This is a genomic window from Leptospira yanagawae serovar Saopaulo str. Sao Paulo = ATCC 700523 (assembly GCF_000332475.2).
In the GTDB taxonomy this organism is placed as follows: domain Bacteria; phylum Spirochaetota; class Leptospiria; order Leptospirales; family Leptospiraceae; genus Leptospira_A; species Leptospira_A yanagawae.
Map to the genome: position 1 here is coordinate 1,210,556 of NZ_AOGX02000015.1, position 21,197 is coordinate 1,231,752.

The following is a 21,197-nucleotide window of genomic DNA, read 5'->3' on the forward strand; positions in this document are numbered from 1 at the left end:
CATGGTTCAAAAAGCAATGTCCCCCTTTGGTGAGTTAGCTCCCAATACTCCTGCCTCTCTCTCTGATATCAAAAAGAACATATACGGACGATACCTCGAAGAATTCAATGTTGGTGACATTTACGTTCACCCACGCCAATTCACAGTCGATAGAAGTTTTGCCCAAGAATTTGCCACAGTCTTTATGGATGCCAACCCTTTGTATCTTTCTAGTGAATATGCAAAAGCACATGGTTTTTCAGACCTACTGGTTCACCCACTCATGGTTTTCAACTTAGCACTTTCCATTGGTGTTCAGAATAACAGTGAAAAGGCGTTAGCAAACCTTGGTTATTACAACGCTCAATTTTTGATGCCAGTCTATCCTGGAGACACATTGTCTTCTCGAACCAAAATTTTGGCAGTTGATGATAAGGGACCTGAGAAACCAGGAATCGTAAGTGTAAGAACACTTTGTCTCAACCAGAAGAACGAAGTGGTTTTGCAATACGAACGTAAAATCATGATTTACCAATCCAATGGAAAACCTAAAGGGAATCCAAAACCTGGTGATGCATCTGCATTTTTCCCTGAATCAAAATCGCCCGAACTCAAACTTCCGAATTTAAAATTCCCAACTGAAATGAAAGATGTCACTTGGGGTCACACCTATTTTGAAAACTTCAAACCAGGTCAAATTTATGTTCACCAAAATGGACGAACTATCACAGATGAACACTACCAATGGACCTACCGAGTAGGGAACACACACCCTCTCCATTATGACAAATTGTATTCTGCAGGAATCTCTGGCCCAATGGGAGGAGAACCAGTAGTGTATGGTGGACTCGTATTTGGTTGGTTAGCTGGGATGGCATCTCGTGATATTTCGGAAAATGCAATTTGGGAATTAGGTTTCACGGAAGGTTACCACACACAACCTGCATTCTCTGGTGATACGGTAACTTGTATTTCTCGTATCCTCACAACGGAAGACAAAGGAACCGAATACGGAATCCCTGCAGGTGAAGTACAAATCCAGTTCATTGGACTCAAAAACATCAAAGCCAATGATGCATTGGACAAATTTGGTGCAGATCTTTTCCTTAAAGAGAACGACAAAAAGAAATTAGGAAAAGAAAAAATCCCTGAGAAAATCTTCGAAATTGAAAGAAGATTGATCATCAAAAAACAACCATAAGGTGAAACTTTGAAAGTTACCATCCCCAAAAGAATTCCTCCGATGGAAGACATCGGGGATGGTGTCTTTAAAATCGTTTTACCACAACCTTTCTACGCTCCAAATAACATCTATTTGTATGAAGGAAATGATGGTCTAACGCTCATCGATTCAGGTTATATTGAATCGATCCCAATGTTACAGGCATCGCTTAAAACAAAGGGATTTTCTTTGAATGACATTCGACATATCATTTACACACACAACCATCTCGACCATATTTCTTCAGCACTCGTTCTTAAATCTTATGCTAAAAATGTAACCTATTATGGTTACCGAGCCATGGCGGATGGCGTGGGTAATTACCTAGAGTCTATGTTGCTTTTTGAAGAAGCAACTGAGGACTTGTTTCACAAAGCCTTTGGCGATAAAGAAGAACTGGATCGTATCCTAACAGAATCTCGTAAAGGTTGGCGCCAATTTTTTAGTAAATTTGGGGAAACCAAAAAAGGAGATCCAGTTTTACGCATCGATGTAGCCATTGATCACAACGACAGCTTGGAGTTAGGTGGTAGACTGTTTCGATTTTTGTATACACCTGGTCATAATTTATACCACATTACACCTGTTGACCCTGCAACTGGGGTTTACTTTTCGGGAGATCTCATCATTGCCAATCTTACAGCCATTTATTCAGAGATGGATGGGAATTTGGGAGATTATTATTTTACCCTTTCTAAATTATTGGAAGAACCCATTAAACGGATGTTACCCGCCCATGGGAGTGAGATCGAAGACCCAAAAAAAACAATCACTCTCGTGAAAAAAACTCTGAGTATCTTGGAGAAAGGAGTGCTTCGAAGGCTTCGGGAAGGGGAATCCGACTTAAAAGTATTAATGGAAGCGGCGATTGGGAAAAAAGTCCATAATGGAGGACACCTTCCGACGGCTCTTGGACTTGTGTATAGTATCATCCAAAAACTTGTGTTAGAAGGCCAAATCCGCATTGAAAAAAGAGAAAACGGATATGAAGTCTTTCATATCGTAGAGTAAACGAAACATTTTGTCATCATTCGAATCTCTAATCCTACATCGTATTTCCGGTCATTCTTTTTCAGCATTCGGTTGATGGTTGAGATCAATATACTCTATTCTTCATATTGAATACTGAACTTACCCTAAAAAAATTAAAATTCTATTCCATCGAATCCAAATGATTTCAGTTCAAGTCAATTGGTTTCAATTCGTTTCCAAACCTCAACTTGTTTTCCTTGCCAAATTTTTTGTAGTGGCAAAAATTTTGATCCCTCAAACGTATCAAAAATTCTTTTTTTGGGCCAAAGTTTCTCATCCGTGAACTGAGGAGCAATGACTACATAACATACGTTTGTTTCTCTGCAAATTTCTTTTTGGTTTGGTAGATGTTCGAGTGGATACAGTTTTGTTTTCTCTGTGATAAAAAAGGCAAGGTTGTATTGTGAGAAAACGATTGGTTCATTGCTCGGAACTTTTGATTGGATTGGATGGGAATCGGAATTCAGGATTGTATTGGCCATGATTAAATCTTCTACGACTTCGGATTGTACCCTTTGGTCATACCATGTTTCTTTGGATTCTGTTTTGAGTGGAAAGTTTTGATCCATTGCATTTTTCCAAAACAAACAAGAGAGTATGAGAAACACTATGGGAAGTGAGATTTGTTTTTCTGACTTTAACCATAAAATCCCAGAATACAATAAAAAGGGCACAAGCGAATAACTGTAATACGAATACACTTCATGGTGCCAAGGCCTTGAAGAAAAAAAATGTGTGAGGTAAATAAAAGCAATTCCCAAACATTCTGGGACTAATTGTAAAATTCCAATGCCTCCACTCACAATGATTTCTAAATAGATTTGGATTGATTTGGAAACACTCGTTACTTGTTTAAAAGATGAGTGGTAATCTTGCGTTAGGATTTTCGACCAAATAAAATGGGAGTCGGATTGCGTTACATGTGGATACAGGAAAAATACATATACCAAATAAAGGAAAGTGATTCCGAAGATTAAGATTTGAAGGGCAAAAGAAAGGTGTTTTTGCAAGGAAAATAGGTCTTTCCACGATTTGATTTTTTTTCGAACAATGCCGTGATAACATTCGTAGAAAAGTTGTGGTAATAAAAATAGCACGAGGTAAATTCCAATGTCTTCCTTTTGTGAAAGAAAGAAAAGGAGGCTTAGACCGAAGGAACCAAATGTGAGATATTGAATTCTCAAATGTGATTTTGTTTTGTTCGCTACGACAGATCCGAATGATTTGATTTTATTCCATTGGAAAAAAAAGAAAAACCCACTCACCACCACTAGGATTTCAAAATGGTAACTGGAACCAATCCGATACAAGTACAATTGGTTGGTAAGGACTACCCATAACACCAAAAACTTGTATGAAATATTTGAATTGTTTTTTTGCTTGGATCGGTACGCCCAATACAACCACAAAATTGTTGCTAGCTGGTAATAAAAAAAGACTCCCACGGCAAGCCCGTACCTATTGGGAACAAGACCAACAAAAGGAGAAAGGAAAAACATCCCAGGCGCAAAGTGGTGGTGAAGATAACTTCCATTAACGGATTCGCTATAATAATGGCTTTCAAAACCTTTCCCTTCCCAAACAGAAAGTAAAATATCAGAAATTCCAATATAATCGGCATCATGGAATAAAAAGGAACTGGCGAAAAAATTTGTAAGTTGGTAAGCGTGGACTGTACTTGCCAATACAAAACAAAAACCACTGATTCCAACTAAGTATGGAAGGATCCTCTTTTGGTTTTGAATCGAAATTGGACTTAGATACTGAGTTAGATTTTCATCAGACCTATTGCTTTTATACTTTTGTTTCCAAAAGCTATAAATGCAAAGGAACAGGTATAAAAGAGATACCCCCTTTTGCAAGGGGGCATGAAAGTTTTTAGGAGAAACAAAAAGAAAGGAAGTAACTAAACTAGAAAGAAAAAATAAATAAATCACTTATCGTATGAAATACAATACCTTTCTTTCACCGATTCGTTCTCTGTTGATTTCCACTCGGTTACGGTAATAGTATCCTTTTTCTGGAAATGTTTTAGAGAAAAATTCGAATAAGTCCATTTCGAATACTAACATACATTCTGCGATATCAGCTGCCCCAATTTTCATAGCAAGATTTGTATCAACCATGATATGCCGAGAATTGATATAATCTGGTTGGATTTCATTTGCAATGAGTTCAAAATTTGTTTTGGTAATCGTTCCACCGACGGATGTTTTTTTCCCTCTGCTTTTCGCTTCGGAAATGATTTTTTTGGCAACTCTTGTTACTTCTTTATCATCCGGCTTTTTATCCATGGAAGCACTTAAATCTGACCTAGCGGCCGTTACTTGTTGTAACTCTTGGAATGACGGAGAATCAAAAATATCCATTAAATTTCGATACCCAGTAATGGTTTCCATATTGATGGACTTATTATAGGAATCAAAATCTGATGGTGTGAGAAGGTTTTTCATCGTTTGGATGAAGTTTTTTAAAGCATACTCTGATTCTACCATAGGGGCAGAAATCCCTGATACACCAATCCTTTGGCAAATGCGTATATCATTTCTCGCTTCAGGCCCACCTATTTTAACGTAGAGTGGTAAAATCCCTGAGGTGATGGTTTTTAGGAGAGCGATTTCTTCTTCGCCCATGTCTTCTGTTTCAGTTCCCGTTTTCACACAGACAAAGGAATAGTTCTCCTTCATCTCAAGTAGGGTTTTTCGTAATCCACGGATTGATGTTTCCATAAGCAGAAGATCTCCATGTATGGTATCGTCGATTCCCGAAAATAGTACAAGTCTTTTGCGCTTTTTTTCCCCCTTTCTTGACAGAAATTTCGAATTCCTTAGTTTCGAACTATGGGATTATTTTCCTCAATTTTCAAATCCACTCCAAAACCAGAATCCAAAGAACCAGAAAAAGAAGGTGCGACTGCCTCAGGTATCTCTTTCGGAATCATCGTCGTTATCGTATTTGCTTTCAAATCGTCCATATTAGATGCAAATAATATTCCTTCGGGTTCTATGATCCCAACCTTAAAAATTGGGGATTTTCTATTTGTGAATAAAATGCGTTATTCCTTCCGGATGCCATTCACAGAAAAAGAGCTCTTTCGGATTGATGACCCAAAACGTGGTGATATTGTTACGTTTATCCCTCCAACTTCCGCTCTTGGCCAAGAAGAGTCCAGGTCTGGAATTTTTGCCAAACGTTTTGTAAAGCGAGTCGTGGGTCTACCAGGAGATACAATTCGGATTACCAGAAAATTCATCGATACAAAAGACCGAGGTAGGGTACACTTTGCACTCGTAGAATACAAAGAAAAAGGAAGTGCCGATTTCAAATCGTATGAACCAAAAGAAGTCCCAATCGGAAAAGAGTTATCTGATTTAGATAATTTAGAAGCAACACAAAGGGCTTTGTTCAAAGAAGTAAAACCTGGATTTGAACATTTTATTTTGGAAGGATTTGAAGATGACCGTAGAGCTCATATCTTTGAATACTGTGATTTTTTACATGGTTGTGAAATCCCAGAAGGCCAATATATGGTGATGGGAGACAACCGCGATGACTCTCATGACTCCAGAGCTTGGGGATTTGTAAAACGGGAAGACATTCTCGGAAAAGCCTTAATCATATATTTTTCTATCGATTGGAAGGACTCCACTTGTGAATACAAAGATGGCCAAGAATTAGCTGAGAAGGGTCCAGAAGTGGCAGAACGATATGATGGAGAAGCTCTCGAAAGAAGGTGTCATTACTCAGAAGTTTTTTCTTCACATAATTCTCGTTACTATAGCGAAGAATCTCGATTTGGTTGGATTGAACGAACGTTGCGTTACCGCCTTTGGAGGTTGAGTGTTCGATTTGATCGTATTGGTCGTATTTTACAGTGACAAACGAACCCGAAAATCCTCCTCCGAAAAAGGGAGATAAATCACCGATGGCAATGGCGGGTGCTGGGTTTGAATTTGTCTCATCCATCACTCTTTTTGTTCTTGGTGGTTATTATTTGGATGGGTATTTAAAATCGGAACCACTCTGGTTGCTCGTAGGATTTTTTTTGGGTTTTATTTTTGCATTTTATTCTCTTATCAAACGAGCCAAAGAGAACGAATGAAGATAACTTTCCAAATAAATTCTTGACAAATCACTTACTTACAAAATAAAAGAATCTGACCATGCAGAAACAGAAGGCATCAATTTCGTTTGAAAACCAATCCAACCTTGTAGTTGGAATGCCTTCTTATACCCTCATGCTTGTCGTCCTCGTCGTCGTCTCCCCATACATACGTAGCTTTCTGTCATAATCCTCACTTCGTTTCCTCGGTCGACAGAAAGCATCAGTCGACGGGGAAACCACTAGAGGAGACAGGTTATGTCGAAAGAAATCACTGTAGTTCAATGTATCATTCAATTTTTAGAAACAAAAGGAATTCAAAGTATCGCGGGAGTTCCAGGGGGAACCATATTGCCGTTATACGAATGTTTGGCGGCATCAAAAATCAAACATGTCCTTGCAAGGCACGAACAAGGAGCTGGTTTCATTGCCCAAGGCATGGCTCGGAGTAGCGGAAATGTAGGTGTTGTTTTTGTTTCCTCTGGACCTGGAGTTGCCAATCTGATAACTGCGATTGCTGATGCAAAGAGAGATTCTGTACCAATACTTATTTTTTCAGGCCAAGTTCCAACTTCATTAAAAGGTACAGATGCCTTCCAGGAATTGGATACAGAATCGATGGTAACAACACTTGTAAAAAAAGTATATTCCATTGAAGATCCAAATCTTATCCCAATGGTATTAAATGAAGCTTACACTCTTGCTTGCGAAGGGAAAAAGGGGCCAGTTTGGATTGATTTGCCAAAGGACATCCAAACAAAGTTAATATCCTTTCCAACGTTTTCAAATGTTGAAAAAGAATTCCAAGGTTCTCAAATTTTAACGAGTCTTTTGAATCCCAATGGAAATCAAATCGGTGCCCAACCATTCAAAAAATTTTACGATGAATTTGCGAATCTATTGGAAAAGTCCAAATTTCCTTTGTTATACGTTGGCGGTGGGGCACGCAAAGAATACAAACAGTTACGCGAGTTTGTGAAACTTCATAAAATTCCAGCCGTGACAACACTTATGGGATTGGGAATATTTGAAAAAAATGATCCTATGAATTTGGGAATGATGGGAATGCATGGAACGATTGCAGCCAATGAAGCACTTGGTAAGTGTGATTTACTCATTGCGATTGGAGTTCGTTTTGATGATCGTGCGATAGGAAATAAAGATACGTTTTGTCCCAACGCAAAAATCATACACATTGATATTTCAGCAAATGAAATTGGGAAAATCAAACAACCTGATTTGAGTTTACAAAGAGATATTGCAGATGTGCTTCCATTTTTACTCGAAGACCGATATATCGATGTTATAGACAAAGGTGGATTCAATAATGAGGAATCTTTGTCCCAAATAGAAAAATGGAAACGAATCCCTGAGATCCATCCTGCTAAAGAATTAATCCTATCCTTGGCTTCAACGATTCCAAACCAAAATCACTTTATCCTTACAGATGTAGGGCAACACCAAATGTGGGTGGCTCAGTATTATCCATTTGCAAAACCATCGCAGTGGATCACATCAGGTGGGCAAGGTACGATGGGTTTTGGATTGCCAGCTTCCATTGGTGTATCATTGGCAAATCCAAAAACACCAGTGTATTGTTTTACTGGTGATGGTTCTTTTATGATGAACTTACAAGAGTTAGCCACTCTAAGAGAACAAAATTTAAATGTGAAAATCATTTTAATGAATAATAGGCATTTGGGTTTGGTCAAACAACAACAAGATTTGTTTTATGGGAATGTGTATTCCGGTTCAGAGTTTCATTTCCATCCCAATTTTTCAGTGTTATGTGAGGCATTTGGAATACCATATTTATTATGGGAGAAAGATCAAAATAATGAAATGTTAGAACATTTTTTCTTTTTAGAAGGTCCTTCTTTTGTAGAAGTGAACGTACCTTCTGATTGGGGAGTGTATCCATTTGTTCCCGGTGGGAAATCAAACCAAGAATATATTTTGGATTTGGTGAGGACTTAAAAAAGACCTCCCATAGATTCCATCAATCTATGGGAGGTTATTTATTGGACTAAATGGCTTTGTTTCCGCGTTCTCCACTTCGGATTCGGATCACTTCTTCCAAAGGCATAACGAAGATTTTTCCATCTCCGATTTTTCCTTCTGGCCCTGTTTTTGCTGCTTTCAATATGGCATCTACTGTAGGTTTCACAAACTCATCATTGACTGCTATCTCCAATCTTACTTTTCTGAGTAAGTTGACTTGGTATTCGTGACCACGAAAAACTTCCGTTTTCCCTTTTTGTTGGCCATAACCTTGAACATCACTCACTGTTAGGCGATAGATTTCGTTTTTTGTTAATTCGTTTTTTACTTCTTCTAGTTTGTGTGGTTGTATGATTGCAATTACTAATTTCATATTGTTTACCTAATATCATATCCTTTTTCACCGTGTATCTCTTGGTCAAGTCCAGTGATTTCTTTGTCTTCTTCAATTCTAAATCCAATCGTTTTTTCAATGACGAATGCGAGTATATAAGACACAACAAATGAATAAAAACCTGTTGCAACTACGCTTATGATTTGAGCCATCATTTGGCTTTCAAACGTCATTCCTTCTGCTAATTCCAATGCAAAAATTCCAGTCAAAATCGCGCCAAATGCACCACCGGCACCATGGATCCCAAAAGCATCTAAGGTATCATCATAATTCAATTTTCCTTTGAGAAGGATCGCCAAATAACAGATAGGTGAAACGAGTAAACCCATAATAAGAGCACCTTTGACACCCACAAATCCAGAAGCCGGTGTTATGACCACAAGACCTGCTACAATTCCAGAAGCAGCACCAAGTGCAGTTGCCTTTTTTGTATGATACCATTCTATGAGTAACCAACTCGCACCGGCAGCTGCTGGGGCAATGAGTGTAACTAAAAAAGCCCTTGCTGCAAGTCCATTGGCAGCTAATCCTGAGCCCGCATTAAAACCGAACCAGCCAAACCATAATAATCCAGAACCGAGTAACGTATAAGTCATGTTATTTGGATGGGTGAGTAACCCAGGATCACCTTTTCGTTTCCCTATGACAATCGCTGCTGACAATCCTGCAATACCTGAGATAAGATGTACAACTGTTCCTCCGGCAAAGTCTAAGGCATTCATTTTGAGTAACCAACCTGAATCGGCCCATACCCAATGTGCGACCGGGTCGTATACTAATGTTGACCAAAGTAAAATGAAGACAATGTATGCAGAAAGTTTGATACGCTCAGCAATGGCACCCGAAATCAAAGCTGGTGTTATGAGAGCAAACATACCTTGGAATAAAAAATGGACATAGGTTGGAATGGATCCTTTTGTTGAGTGAACATCGATTCCATCTAAAAAAGCTAAATCAAAATTTCCGATGTAAGGGTTGTCTCCTGAAAAGGCAAAACTGTATCCAAAAATCGTCCATTGTAAAGTCATCACGATGATAGCGACAAAACTATGCATCATTGTCGATAATACGTTTTTGGATCGAACAATCCCTCCATAAAAAAGAGAAAGGCCAGGTATCATAAAAAAAACCAAAGCCGATGAAACTAACATCCAGGTTGTATCGGACTTATCGATTAAATTTGTTGTCGCTGCTTCTCCCTCTGCCATTAGGAACGTCGGCAAAAACAAGAAAAAACAGAGTAATACAGGTCTCAAGACCATGTGTAAATTCATAAATGACTCCAAAGGTTTTAGATTCTATTTCCGAAATAAAATTCGTATTATTTAGAATGGGAGGAGTCTGAAAGCGAGTAAAAATCGTAAAAAGGTGAACTTTTTTTTAGAAAATTTTCCGAACTGAGATTGGGATTTGTCATTGGAAGCAAAACATGCGAAACGGTTCCCATTGGGTGGCGGGTTGTAGATCCCCTCCCAAGCCAGGGCGGGGATTGAATTCCTAAAAATCATCTTAAATGTTACCTTTTTTAATGTTCTCGTAGTAAAATGATTGCACAAAATAAGATTGTGCACAATCTAATTGTAAACGAAGGTTTGGAGTAGGAAATGGCAGAAGATTTTTACAAAATTAAAGTGAAACGTGGTTCGGAAGAGATTCCGATGGAACAATTCAAAGATAAGGTTTTATTGATTGTTAACACCGCCAGCCAATGTGGGTTCACTCCACAATACAAAGGATTACAGGAAACGTATGATCGTTGGAAGGGTAAGGGTTTGGAAATTTTGGCTTTCCCTTGCAATCAATTTGGTGAACAAGAGCCAGGTTCTGATGCTGACATAAAATTGTTTTGTGAAAAAACTTTTTCTACAACATTCCCGATTTTTTCAAAGCTTGAAGTGAATGGTCCGAATACAGATCCGCTTTATGCTCACTTGAAAAAAAGTGCACCAGGTATCTTTGGATCGCTAGATATCAAATGGAACTTCACAAAATTTCTAATTGATAAAAATGGAAACGTTGTGAAACGTTATGCCCCCATCACAAAACCAGAAGCAATCGAAAAGGATATAGAGAAACTTGTCCAAGGTTAAATCTTCGAAAGAAGAGGTTCTTTTGTTAAAGAACCAAATTTGTTTTTCGATGTATTCTTCTATGCATCGATTGATGAAACTCTATCGTCCGCTTCTCGCGGACATAGGTTTAACCTATCCACAGTACTTGGTAATGCTTGTTATGTGGGAGGAAGGGCAGGCTACGGTCAGTAGGCTTGGGGATCGTCTTCAGTTGGATTCGGGAACATTGACTCCGCTCTTAAAGAGATTGGAACAAATGGAGTTTCTTTCTAGAATACGAAGTAGCGTTGATGAAAGAATTGTGAACATCGTGCTTTCTAAAAAAGGCAAATCACTTCGTGAAAAAGCGAAATCCATTCCTGAGAAAATTTTTTGCCTTTCTGGAATTGAGGAAACACAAGCAACCCAATTGAAGTTAATTTTGGATCAATTGGGCAGCCATTAGATGTATTTTTTCGTTTTTGCGATAATGTGAACTTTTCTCTTTTTTAATTTTTGATTTTTGTAAATTGATTCCCTTTTCAACAAACATGTGATATATGGTAGCCATTGGGCGGCGGGTGGTTATCCCCACCCAGTTCGATTAGGGCGGGGATCTATACCATTCTATCCCCCCAAAAACCCACTCCCATTCCTTCTTGCCCGCAAATCCCGGGCAATCCACATTGGAACCTATGGATCTTAACTCAATCAATCTCAAACGATTCCATTTGCATTACTTCAGTTATTTATTCGTTTTATTGGTGTTGAGTTTCCCACTAACAATGGGTTTGGTGGAGGAAGGCTACCGAATTCTCTTTTATATTGGTGGAGCCATATCGTTTGCGATCCAAATGGCGATCTTACAACTCCGATTCCTGCCTCGTAAAATCCCTGCTTTAGCTGAGACTGGGTTCCCCTTTTTCACAGTATTCCTCTCCTTTTTTCTAAATTTAGGCATTTTGACTGCGTTTCAGGTATTAGAGTACCCTTTTGAGGCAACTTCTGGATTTTTAATTGCCTATTTCGTCCACCTTCTTTTCCTTGTATTTGCGAGCTATTTCAGTGGAAAATAAGTCTAAATATCGGTTTTTTTTATCATTTTTATTAGTTTTTTCCCTTAGTTTTACGAATGTTTTTGCAAACGATTCGGAAGGGCACAGCTCTGATGAGGGCTTTGATTTCAGCGAAGTGATGGCACACCACTTAGGTGATGCTCCGATCTTCCCTCTCAACTTTGGTGGCACCATTGTCACGGAAGGCCAACCTGGTTTTGATGCGGAAAACCATGATGTGTTTGTGAACCACGATGGAGTGAAGTACCACTACGTAGGTGGTCTTGACCTTCACATCACCAAACGAGTGACCATGATGTGGATTGCTTGTTTCTTTATGTTCCTTGTTTTCATCCCAGCTGCGAATCTCATTTCTAAGAATCCAAAAAAAGTTCATAACAAATTCACATCGGGTGTGGAAGCATTTGTGAGTTACCTAAAAGAAAACGTTGTGGATTCCTCACTTGACCACCACGGACATTCGTATTACCATTACATCTTCTCTTTGTTTTTCTTTATCCTTTTCTGTAACTTGTTTGGTCTCATCCCATCCGTGGGAGAACTCACTGTTGCTGCATCCGACGGACTTGTGGCACTGGGAGTATTTGACCACACACCACATTCTCTTCATACTTTCGGAGAAATTTGGTCAGGGATCACTCCTACTGGTGACATCAGTGTTACCCTTTCCCTCGCATCCATTACTTTACTCACAATTTACGGAACTGCATTTACCTACCAAGGGATATCCTTCGTAGCACATGCAGTTCCTAAAGGAGTTCCACTCCTTTTATGGCCACTGATGTGGGCATTGGAATTTATCGTAACTCATATTGCTCGCTCTTTTGCGTTAACGATGAGGTTACTTGCCAACATGACAGCAGGACACGTTATGATCCTTGCGTTACTTGGTTTTATCTTTATGAGCGAAAGTTGGCTCATTGCACCTGTATCTGTACTCAGTTCAGTGCTCATTTACTTTTTAGAACTTCTTGTAGCCTTTTTACAAGCGTTCATTTTCTCTTTGCTCACAACCGTGTTCATCGGAACTGTGATGCATAGACATTAACATTGGTTTTATTTATATTATAAAACACACAGGAGTGAAACGAAAACAATGGAATTCGGTTTAGGATACATCGCAGTAGGACTCGCAGCAGGACTTGCATTACTTGGTGCAGGAATCGGTATTGGTAGAATTGGTGGATCAGTGGCAGAAAGCATTAGCCGCCAACCAGAAGCAGCGGGAAAGATCCAACTCGTTCTTTACGTAGCAGCAGGTATGATTGAAGGTGCGGCACTTTTCGCAGTGGTAATCGCTCTTCTTATCGCGCTCAAACTCAATGGCTCAATTGACAAAACAATTGGTGCTGGTGCCACTAAAGTAGAACAAGGACAATAGTCTTGGTACTCCTCGCGGCTTCCGGCTTCAATTTGCTGAAAGTCAATCCGGGTCTGGTCATCTGGACCCTGGTCACTTTCTCAGTTGTTGTCTTCGTTCTTAAAAAATTTGCATGGGACAAGATCCTTCATGCTCTCGAAGAACGTGCTTCCGGCATCCAAGGTGATATCAACAAAGCGGAATCTCTTCGTGTTGAAGCAGAAAAGTCTTTAAAAGAATACAAAGACCAACTCTTCAAAGCAACAGAAGAAGCACACAGAATTGTCGATGAAGCTAAGAAAGATGCAGTTGCTCTCCGCACTAAATTGACGGAAGAAGCACACAATGAAGTAAAAGGTATCAAAGACAATGCTGTTCGAGAAATCGAACTTGCAAAAGGCAGAGCTTTGTCCGAGTTACAAAACCAAATTGTGGAAATGTCCGTTCTCATCGCGAGTGAGATCTTGGAGAAACAATTGAAGAAGGAAGACTATGCTTCCTTTGTTGAAAAAGAGATCGCAAAACTCGATAAACTTAAAATCAAATGAGTCTGAACCAAATTTCAAAGGTTTACGCAACGGCACTTTTAGAGTTAGCTCAAGAAACTAACTCACTTGAGTCAACGGAAGAGGAATTATCAGCGTTAGTTGATGTTTTCTTTTCCGATGACACAATTCGCCATTATTTTCTTTCTCCGTTAGTTGATCCTTCCGAGAAAGAACAAACTGCCGCAAAGTCAGTTCAAGGAAAGGCATCAGAAATTGTTGCCAACTTCATTACACTTGTGGTTCGTAAAAATCGTTTCCTTTACCTAAAGGACATTTTGGAAGATTACCGATCTGGCGTTGACCGACTTAAAAATCGTAGTTCCCTTCGCATCGTTTCCAAAGATTCATTAGGAAAAGAAGCAGTGGATCGAATCACGAAGTCCATCGCATCTAAGTTCGGACGTGAAATACGTGTGACCGAACAAATGGATCCAAACCTCATCGGTGGATTCAAAATCTATATAGACGACTTTTTAATCGATGCCTCAATCCGCGCAAAACTTGCCGGAACAAGAGAGGCTCTCCTCCAAAAGAAAATCCCAGTCGGAGCATTTGAATGAAAATTAAAACAGACGAAGTAACGTCGGTACTAAAACAAGAAATTAAAAACTTCAAGAAAGACCTTCAAGTTGAAGAGGTCGGAACAGTTCTCGAAGTCGGGGACGGGATTGCGAGAGTTTACGGACTCACAAACGTAATGTCAGGAGAGCTCGTTGAATTCCAAAACGGAGTTCGAGGCCAAGCCTTCAACTTAGAAGAAAATTCAGTTGGGGTTGTTATCTTTGGTGATTATATCAAAATCGAAGAAGGATTCACCGTAAAACGTGTTGGAAAAATCTTCGAAGTTCCAGTGGGACCAGAACTCCTTGGTCGCGTGCTCAACCCTCTTGGGGAAGTGATCGACGGAAAAGGACCCCTAAACGCAAAAAAAACAAGACCAGTTGAGTCTCCAGCTCCTGGGATTGCGATGAGAAAATCAGTTCATGAACCAATGCAAACAGGTATCAAAGCGATTGATGCGATGATCCCAATTGGACGTGGACAAAGAGAGCTCATCATTGGTGACCGTGGAACTGGAAAAACTTCCATCGCCATCGACACCATCATCAACCAAAAAGGAAAAGGTGTGATCTGCGTTTACGTAGCGATTGGACAAAAAGCATCTACTGTTGCTTCCACCATCGAAATGTTACGCGAAAAAGGTGCTCTTGAATATACGATCATCGTATCAGCGAACGCTTCAGAACCTGCTCCAATGTTATACATTGCACCTTACTCTGGTGCGACAATGGCTGAATACTTTATGTATGAAGAAGGAAAAGCAACTCTTGTTGTGTATGATGACCTTTCGAAACAAGCCGTTGCTTACCGACAAATGTCACTCCTGCTTCGTCGCCCACCAGGTCGTGAAGCATACCCTGGAGACGTATTCTACCTTCACTCTCGCCTTTTGGAAAGAGCAGCGAAACTTGATGATAAATTTGGTGGTGGGTCAATGACTGCACTTCCGATCATTGAGACACAAGAAGGGGAAGTATCTGCATACATTCCTACAAACGTAATTTCTATCACTGATGGTCAGATTTACCTTCAATCCAACCTTTTTGCATCGGGCCTTCGTCCTGCGGTGGATGTCGGGATTTCTGTATCACGGGTTGGATCTGCTGCACAAATCAAAGCGATGAAAAAAGTAGCGGGAACACTGAAGTCAGACCTCGCTCAGTTCCGTGACTTGGAAGCGTTTGCACAGTTGGGAACAGAACTTGATCCAGTGACACAAGCTCAGCTTGATCGTGGATACCGAGTCCTTGAAATTCTCAAACAACCAAACAACTCTCCAACTCCAGTGGAAGAACAAGTGATTTCGATCTTCGCTGTAACAAAAGGATTTATGGATACAATTCCTACTGCAAAAGTAAGAGAATTTGAAGCTTTCCTTTTGAAAACTATGAGAGAGCAACACCCAGAAGTTTTGGAAGAAATCAGAACTGCAAAAGAAGTAAAACAAGAAGCAGCTCTGCAAAAAACAATCAAATCGATTGTAGAACATTTTTTAGCAAAGAATAACTAAGGGGAAAGATCTTGGCGACACCGCGTGAGATAAAAAAGAGGATTAACTCGGTTAAAAACACGAGAAAAATCACTCGAACCATGGAGATGGTCTCCACGGCAAAGGCAAAAAAAGCCACTAACAAAGTGAATGCGGCGAAACCATACGCTGATTTAACTCGTGAGTTGGTTTCTTCTTTGTCTAGCCTTGCTGGGATCATCCACAGCCCTTACTTAAGGAAGCCGGACAAAATCCGTAAAGTTGCTATCCTTGCTATCGCCGCAAACCGTGGGTTATGCGGTGGTTTTAACTCCAACCTTCTTCGTATGGTCAAAAACCGTATCGAGGAGTTGAAGTCAAAAGGTGTGGAAGTAGAAGTCCATGCTGCAGGGAAAAAGGCGATCTCTTTCTTTAAATTTGCAAAAGTTGAATTGGTAACATCATACACCAACATCGATGACAAAGCAGGAAGTAAAGAGGCAAATGATCTTGCTTCTTATTTTATGGAACGTTTTGCAAATGAGTCGGTGGATTCTGTTGAAATCATTTCCACTCATTATTATTCAGCAGCCAATCAAAAACCTGAGATCACCTCTGTCCTTCCACTACAAATGGAAGATACAGTTTCCAAAGGTTCTTCGGGTCCAGAAGTATTGTACGAACCAGATCCAAAAACCATTTTGGAAAACTTGTTACCAATGGTGATCAAAACTACGTTTGTGAAAATCATTTTGGAATCGGTAGCTTCCGAACACATTGCACGAAGAGTGGCGATGAAAGCTGCAACTGATGCAGCTGGTGAGATGATCAAACTTCTGACTCGCGGTTACAACCGAGTTCGTCAGGCAAAAATTACGCAGGAAATTTCAGAAATCGTAGGGGGAGCGGAAGCCATCTCCTAACAAAGGTCTTTCGGAGTATATATGAATAAAGGTAAAATTAAACAAATCATCGGTTCGGTATTGGACATCAGTTTTGATTCCGGCAATATGCCTGAGATCTACAATGCGGTAGAGATTCAATCGAAAGTAAACGGCAAAGATGTCACTATCACAGCAGAAGTACAACAACACATTGGAGACAACACGGTTCGTGCGATTTCCCTTCAATCCACTGACGGTTTAAAACGAGGATTGGAAGTTGTTGATACAGGTGCTCCGATTTCTGTTCCAGTAGGAACCAAAACATTGGGTCGTATCTTCAACGTGCTTGGAGAAGTCATCGATGAAATGGGTGACCTTCCAAAAGACGTTCAAACTCGTCCGATCCACAGAAATGCTCCTTCTTACGAAGAAATTAAACCAAAAACAGAGATCTTTGAAACTGGGATCAAGGTCATCGACCTTCTTGCTCCTTACATCAAAGGGGGTAAAACTGGTCTATTCGGTGGTGCTGGGGTAGGGAAAACCGTTCTCATCCAAGAGCTTATCAACAACATCGCAAAGCAACACGGTGGTTACTCCGTGTTTGCTGGTGTTGGTGAAAGGACTCGTGAAGGAAACGACCTTTGGCACGAGATGAAAGATTCTGGAGTGATTGACAAAACAGTACTTTGTTTTGGTCAGATGAACGAACCACCAGGTGCACGTCTCCGTGTGGCTCTTTCTGCATTAACAATGGCAGAAAACTTCCGTGATGAATCTGGATCTGATATCCTTCTTTTCGTAGATAACATCTTCCGTTTTTCACAAGCAGGTTCCGAAGTATCGGCCCTTTTAGGTCGTATGCCATCTGCGGTAGGTTACCAACCAACTCTTTCCACTGAGATGGGGGGACTACAAGAACGAATCACTTCCACAACTCGAGGTTCCATTACTTCTGTGCAAGCGATCTACGTTCCTGCCGACGACTTAACAGACCCGGCTCCGGCAACTGCCTTCACTCACTTAGATGCAACAACAGTTCTTTCTCGTGCGATTTCTGAGAAAGGGATTTACCCTGCCGTGGATCCTCTTGATTCCACTTCACGGATCATGAACCCACAAATCGTGGGAGACGAACACTACAACACGGCTCGTGAAGTACAAAGGATCTTACAGCGTTACAAAGACCTCCAAGATATCATTGCGATCCTTGGTATGGACGAACTTTCTGAGGATGACAAAATCCTTGTGGCTCGCGCTCGTCGTTTGGAAAAATTCCTTTCACAACCGTTCCACGTGGCAGAACAGTTCACGGGTCGACCTGGTAAGTATGTGAAATTGGAAGACACGATCCGTTCCTTCAAAGGGATCATCGAAGGAAAGTATGATTCTCTTCCAGAACAAGCATTCTACATGGTCGGATCGATTGACGAAGTGATCGAAGCGGCAAAACAACTCAAAGGTTAATTCGGATGAGTAAAGAACTGACTTTAACAGTCATCTCTCCTGACAAAATCCTATACCAAGGAAAGGCAGAATCAGTGATTCTGCCTGGTTCTGTCGGTTATTTTGGAATTTTACCAGGCCATGCAACCCTTGTATCCCAACTTGATTTTGGGCTCATCAAATTGCATACATCTGGGAAAGAATTCCGAATCGCCATTGATGGTGGATTCTGTGAAGTGAGAAATGACCAAATCCGAGTCCTCACCGAAGGTGGGGATTCCGAAGATGATTTATCCCATGACCACGCCATCGAACTCTTACAGGAAGCGGAAGCGCTCCCTACGTCGAAAGAGAAAGAAAATCTCCTAAAGAAAGCAAAAGTTCGCATTTTACTGCACGAACGTTAATTTTTTTCCCCCCTTCTTGCCGAAAATATACCAGAGGGGGATTTCCTTTGAATCCAATCTGGCTCCGACGAATTGTATTGTTTGTGATACTATTTTTCGGGATGTATTACTTAAAGGAAAACCCTGATTTGCGAAAAAGAATCTATTCGGAAGCACCGATTCGTGTTAAAATTGAAGGGCCCGTTGTGAACCCTGGAGTTTATACATTAGATGCAGGTTCCAATGGAAACGATTTAATTGAGATCGCTGGTGGAAGATTACCAGGAGCGCAAATCAATACGGAGGACAGTATCTTGGAACAGCCGTTAGAGGATGGCCAGATACTAAAATTGGGAAAACGGTAATCGAGGCGAATGGCGGATCAAGAACAGAATAAAAACGAAGATCTAGAAAACATCGAACCTATACTCGATGAAGACTCGTTTTCGTTGGATTTGGATGATTTTGATATTGGTGATGATGATTTGGATGTCTCACCTGGGATTGAAGCTCCAAACTTAGATGATATTTCCGCTTTCGATGAGGAAGAAGATTCCATTTCTGATATGGTTGCGTCTTCCGACGACTATGATGACATTTTAGATATTGATTTAGATTCCGATTTAAATTTACTCGGAGAAGAAGATCCCATTTTACATGATGAGGACATTCATGCTGACTTTTCAGACTATGAAGAAGATCCCGACAAAGAAATTTCACAACCAACTAAAAGTTCCCAAACACCGAAACAATCAATCACTGATGATGATGAAGATCTCGAATTAGAATTTGATGATGACTTAATTGATCTCGATAAAGAAATAGAATCCATTCTCAATGGCGAAGATGGAATTCTAACATCCAAAAAACAACCAACGATTCAAGATGAGGAAGAAGACGGTCCAATTTCTCTTTCTCTTGAAGAATTGGAAAACATCACAGGATCACTTCCTGAAGAAGAACATTCAGGTTTACCGGAAAGAGAATTGTCTTTTGATGGCGATCAAAGCGAAGAACACGCGTTAATCGATGAACATTCTGACTTAGATTTAGATTTGGATGATTCCGAAATTGATACCACACTCGCGTTTGATGAAGAGGGAAAACCTCAATTTGATCTTACGGATTATGATAACGAAGAAACTTTTGTTCCTCAAGACGACTTAGGTCCTGGTGGAGAAGAAGAAACCAGTTTCCAATCCATTGTAGATCCTGAAGAAGAGGAACTTTTTGGGCATAATAAAGAAGATGAAAATCTGACTCTTTCTGATGAAGAATTAGGAAGTATCCTTGGAGCGGGTGGCGAAGCAAGCCTTGAAGAAACCCTTGCATCCGAAGAAGAATTTTTTACAACTGATGATCACGCTGATCTCCCTAGTTTTTCTGATGAAGACGGTGGATTTGATTTACTTGGTGGAGATTTATCTACCGAAGAAGAACCTTCCACTTCAGAAGAAGAGGAAGAAGGTCCACTCACACTATCACTTGAAGAATTAGAAAACATCTCTGGTGGCGCCATTCCTGAAGATATGGAAGAGCCAACTTCCGATCTTCTCTCCGAAGAAATTGAAGATGAATCCATTACACTGAGCGCAGATGAACTAGGAAGTATCATTGCAAACGATCCAATCGAAGAAGAGTCCGAAGAGGAACACCACGAATTGGATACTGACCTCGGAGATGATTTTGGATTTGATTTTGGAGAACCTGAATCTGAAGATTCGGAAACAACAGTTGAAGGATTGGAAGGTGAGATGGAAGGATTTGAATCCTCTTCAGAGGAAGAAGATGAAGGTCCGATTGCCCTGTCTCTCGAAGAATTGGATTCCATTGCGGCCGATGCCGAAGAAGTATCAGAAGAGGAATTGGTTGATAGTTTAGACCGAGCTCCCCTTCCGTATGAAGAAGACCTAACACCTAAATCGGACCTATTAGCGGAAGAGGAAGAAGACGAATCCATTGCGTTATCAATGGAAGAGTTAGAGAATATTGCAGGCCTTGAGGAAGAAGAAGGTGAATCTGCTACGGGTGGCGTTGGCCAATTGGAAGCAGAAATTGAAGAGGAAGATGTCACATTATCTCCTGAAAGTTTAGATGCAATCCTTGGAGACGAACTACCTGGTGAAGGATTAGAAGACATTGCCAATTTACCAAAAGAAGAAGAATTCACTCTTTCCGAGCAGATTGAAGAAGAACCAATTTCTGATTTCAAATTCGATACCAATGAAGAGGATTCAAGTTCCGAGTTCAATTTAGAACCGATGGAAGACATCGATTTAGTGGAACATGAAAATGATTCCGATTTCGGTGATATTACTTCAGATGCAACCGTAGACGATAGTTTTGATTTAACACATGACCTAACACAAGGAATTCGAACTCCAACACTTGCTTCAGATGATTCAGAAGAATTTGAAGTAGACCTTGATGAATATGCGATGGAGGGAAAACTTTCTCCACTAGAAGAACTTCGGAAATCGGATGTGTCAGCTCCTGAAACCAACAAGGAATCGGCAGATGCATTTGCCGAAGCAGGTGGAGACCAATTATCAGTTGGAGATCGCAAAAAAGTTCTTGGATACTTAGACAATTTACTTGGTAACTTACCGGATGAGGTCATTCGAGAATTCTCGAAATCTCAGTACTTCGAGTTATACAAAAAAATGATGAAAGAATTGGAGTTGTAA

At 40.3% G+C, this 21,197-nt stretch carries 22 protein-coding genes; 18 read left to right on the plus strand and 4 right to left on the minus strand.

Going from position 1 to position 21,197, the window contains the following annotated elements:
* The first annotated feature begins 1 nt into the window (after nucleotide 1).
* Together LEP1GSC202_RS09455 and LEP1GSC202_RS09460 are read left to right on the plus strand one after the other, a co-directional pair.
* Nucleotides 2-1,180, plus strand: coding sequence for a MaoC family dehydratase (locus LEP1GSC202_RS09455; RefSeq protein WP_015676924.1), 1,179 nt, complete (start codon nucleotides 2-4; stop codon nucleotides 1,178-1,180).
* A 9-nt stretch (nucleotides 1,181-1,189) separates the two neighbouring features.
* Entirely contained in the window at nucleotides 1,190-2,212 is a 1,023-nt protein-coding gene (locus LEP1GSC202_RS09460; protein ID WP_015677617.1) for an MBL fold metallo-hydrolase, read from the plus strand.
* Between the two features lie 176 nt (nucleotides 2,213-2,388).
* On the opposite strand, the gene LEP1GSC202_RS09465 is transcribed toward LEP1GSC202_RS09460, so the two are convergent.
* Complete coding sequence (locus LEP1GSC202_RS09465; RefSeq protein ID WP_015676875.1) at nucleotides 2,389-4,170, minus strand: DUF2079 domain-containing protein; 1,782 nt, start codon at nucleotides 4,168-4,170, stop codon at nucleotides 2,389-2,391.
* On the minus strand, nucleotides 4,171-4,962 hold the full coding sequence (locus LEP1GSC202_RS09470; RefSeq protein WP_015677116.1) for an aldolase/citrate lyase: 792 nt from the start codon (nucleotides 4,960-4,962) through the stop codon (nucleotides 4,171-4,173). It lies immediately after the preceding gene.
* A gap of 111 nt (nucleotides 4,963-5,073) precedes the next feature.
* Between LEP1GSC202_RS09470 and lepB the strand changes: the two genes are divergently transcribed.
* The 3 genes from lepB (at nucleotide 5,074) to ilvB (ending at nucleotide 8,312) form a co-directional block, all read left to right on the plus strand.
* Nucleotides 5,074-6,111, plus strand: a complete 1,038-nt coding sequence (lepB, locus tag LEP1GSC202_RS09475; protein WP_015676632.1) for a signal peptidase I — start codon at nucleotides 5,074-5,076, stop codon at nucleotides 6,109-6,111.
* Nucleotides 6,108-6,335 (plus strand): AtpZ/AtpI family protein, encoded by a 228-nt coding sequence (locus tag LEP1GSC202_RS09480; RefSeq protein WP_015677183.1) that lies wholly within the window; start codon nucleotides 6,108-6,110, stop codon nucleotides 6,333-6,335. Before lepB ends, LEP1GSC202_RS09480 begins: the two co-directional genes overlap by 4 nt.
* Nucleotides 6,336-6,593: 258 nt before the next feature.
* The gene (gene ilvB, locus LEP1GSC202_RS09485) at nucleotides 6,594-8,312 is read left to right on the plus strand and encodes a biosynthetic-type acetolactate synthase large subunit (RefSeq protein WP_015677421.1); all 1,719 of its coding nucleotides are present in this window, start codon (nucleotides 6,594-6,596) and stop codon (nucleotides 8,310-8,312) included.
* 49 nt (nucleotides 8,313-8,361) lie between these two features.
* On the opposite strand, the gene LEP1GSC202_RS09490 is transcribed toward ilvB, so the two are convergent.
* Both LEP1GSC202_RS09490 and LEP1GSC202_RS09495 read right to left on the minus strand, forming a co-directional pair.
* Nucleotides 8,362-8,709: a P-II family nitrogen regulator gene (locus LEP1GSC202_RS09490; protein ID WP_002975072.1), complete on the minus strand. Its 348-nt coding sequence runs from the start codon at nucleotides 8,707-8,709 to the stop codon at nucleotides 8,362-8,364.
* Nucleotides 8,710-8,714: 5 nt separating this feature from the next.
* Nucleotides 8,715-10,004, minus strand: a complete 1,290-nt coding sequence (locus LEP1GSC202_RS09495; RefSeq protein ID WP_015677277.1) for an ammonium transporter — start codon at nucleotides 10,002-10,004, stop codon at nucleotides 8,715-8,717.
* 330 nt (nucleotides 10,005-10,334) lie between these two features.
* Between LEP1GSC202_RS09495 and LEP1GSC202_RS09505 the strand changes: the two genes are divergently transcribed.
* The 13 genes from LEP1GSC202_RS09505 to LEP1GSC202_RS09565 all read left to right on the plus strand — a co-directional run bounded on the left by LEP1GSC202_RS09505 (nucleotide 10,335) and on the right by LEP1GSC202_RS09565 (nucleotide 21,197).
* Nucleotides 10,335-10,820, plus strand: a complete 486-nt coding sequence (locus LEP1GSC202_RS09505) for a glutathione peroxidase (RefSeq protein ID WP_015677126.1) — start codon at nucleotides 10,335-10,337, stop codon at nucleotides 10,818-10,820.
* Nucleotides 10,821-10,869: 49 nt separating this feature from the next.
* Nucleotides 10,870-11,247 (plus strand): MarR family winged helix-turn-helix transcriptional regulator, encoded by a 378-nt coding sequence (locus LEP1GSC202_RS09510; RefSeq protein ID WP_425256020.1) that lies wholly within the window; start codon nucleotides 10,870-10,872, stop codon nucleotides 11,245-11,247.
* Between the two features lie 229 nt (nucleotides 11,248-11,476).
* The gene (locus LEP1GSC202_RS09515; protein ID WP_015676907.1) at nucleotides 11,477-11,857 is read left to right on the plus strand and encodes a hypothetical protein; all 381 of its coding nucleotides are present in this window, start codon (nucleotides 11,477-11,479) and stop codon (nucleotides 11,855-11,857) included.
* Nucleotides 11,826-12,905, plus strand: a complete 1,080-nt coding sequence (atpB, locus tag LEP1GSC202_RS09520) for a F0F1 ATP synthase subunit A (protein ID WP_425256021.1) — start codon at nucleotides 11,826-11,828, stop codon at nucleotides 12,903-12,905. Before LEP1GSC202_RS09515 ends, atpB begins: the two co-directional genes overlap by 32 nt.
* A gap of 48 nt (nucleotides 12,906-12,953) precedes the next feature.
* Entirely contained in the window at nucleotides 12,954-13,238 is a 285-nt protein-coding gene (gene atpE / locus LEP1GSC202_RS09525; RefSeq protein WP_002975055.1) for an ATP synthase F0 subunit C, read from the plus strand.
* Nucleotides 13,239-13,240: 2 nt separating this feature from the next.
* Nucleotides 13,241-13,765: a F0F1 ATP synthase subunit B gene (locus LEP1GSC202_RS09530; RefSeq protein ID WP_015677608.1), complete on the plus strand. Its 525-nt coding sequence runs from the start codon at nucleotides 13,241-13,243 to the stop codon at nucleotides 13,763-13,765.
* The gene (gene atpH, locus LEP1GSC202_RS09535) at nucleotides 13,762-14,325 is read left to right on the plus strand and encodes an ATP synthase F1 subunit delta (protein WP_015676896.1); all 564 of its coding nucleotides are present in this window, start codon (nucleotides 13,762-13,764) and stop codon (nucleotides 14,323-14,325) included. Before LEP1GSC202_RS09530 ends, atpH begins: the two co-directional genes overlap by 4 nt.
* The gene (gene atpA / locus LEP1GSC202_RS09540) at nucleotides 14,322-15,836 is read left to right on the plus strand and encodes a F0F1 ATP synthase subunit alpha (RefSeq protein ID WP_015677260.1); all 1,515 of its coding nucleotides are present in this window, start codon (nucleotides 14,322-14,324) and stop codon (nucleotides 15,834-15,836) included. The genes atpH and atpA overlap by 4 nt, the downstream gene beginning before the upstream one ends.
* 11 nt (nucleotides 15,837-15,847) lie before the next feature.
* Nucleotides 15,848-16,717 carry an ATP synthase F1 subunit gamma gene (atpG, locus tag LEP1GSC202_RS09545; protein WP_039928501.1) on the plus strand — a complete coding sequence of 290 codons (870 nt, stop codon included), beginning with the start codon at nucleotides 15,848-15,850 and terminating at the stop codon, nucleotides 16,715-16,717.
* A 21-nt stretch (nucleotides 16,718-16,738) separates the two neighbouring features.
* A complete protein-coding gene (atpD, locus tag LEP1GSC202_RS09550) occupies nucleotides 16,739-18,145 on the plus strand; it encodes a F0F1 ATP synthase subunit beta (RefSeq protein ID WP_015676851.1) in 1,407 nt (468 codons plus the stop codon).
* Nucleotides 18,146-18,150: 5 nt separating this feature from the next.
* Nucleotides 18,151-18,531: an ATP synthase F1 subunit epsilon gene (gene atpC, locus LEP1GSC202_RS09555; RefSeq protein WP_015677061.1), complete on the plus strand. Its 381-nt coding sequence runs from the start codon at nucleotides 18,151-18,153 to the stop codon at nucleotides 18,529-18,531.
* Nucleotides 18,532-18,578: 47 nt separating this feature from the next.
* Nucleotides 18,579-18,875: a polysaccharide biosynthesis/export family protein gene (locus LEP1GSC202_RS09560; RefSeq protein WP_039928502.1), complete on the plus strand. Its 297-nt coding sequence runs from the start codon at nucleotides 18,579-18,581 to the stop codon at nucleotides 18,873-18,875.
* A 9-nt stretch (nucleotides 18,876-18,884) separates the two neighbouring features.
* Entirely contained in the window at nucleotides 18,885-21,197 is a 2,313-nt protein-coding gene (locus LEP1GSC202_RS09565; RefSeq protein ID WP_039928503.1) for a hypothetical protein, read from the plus strand.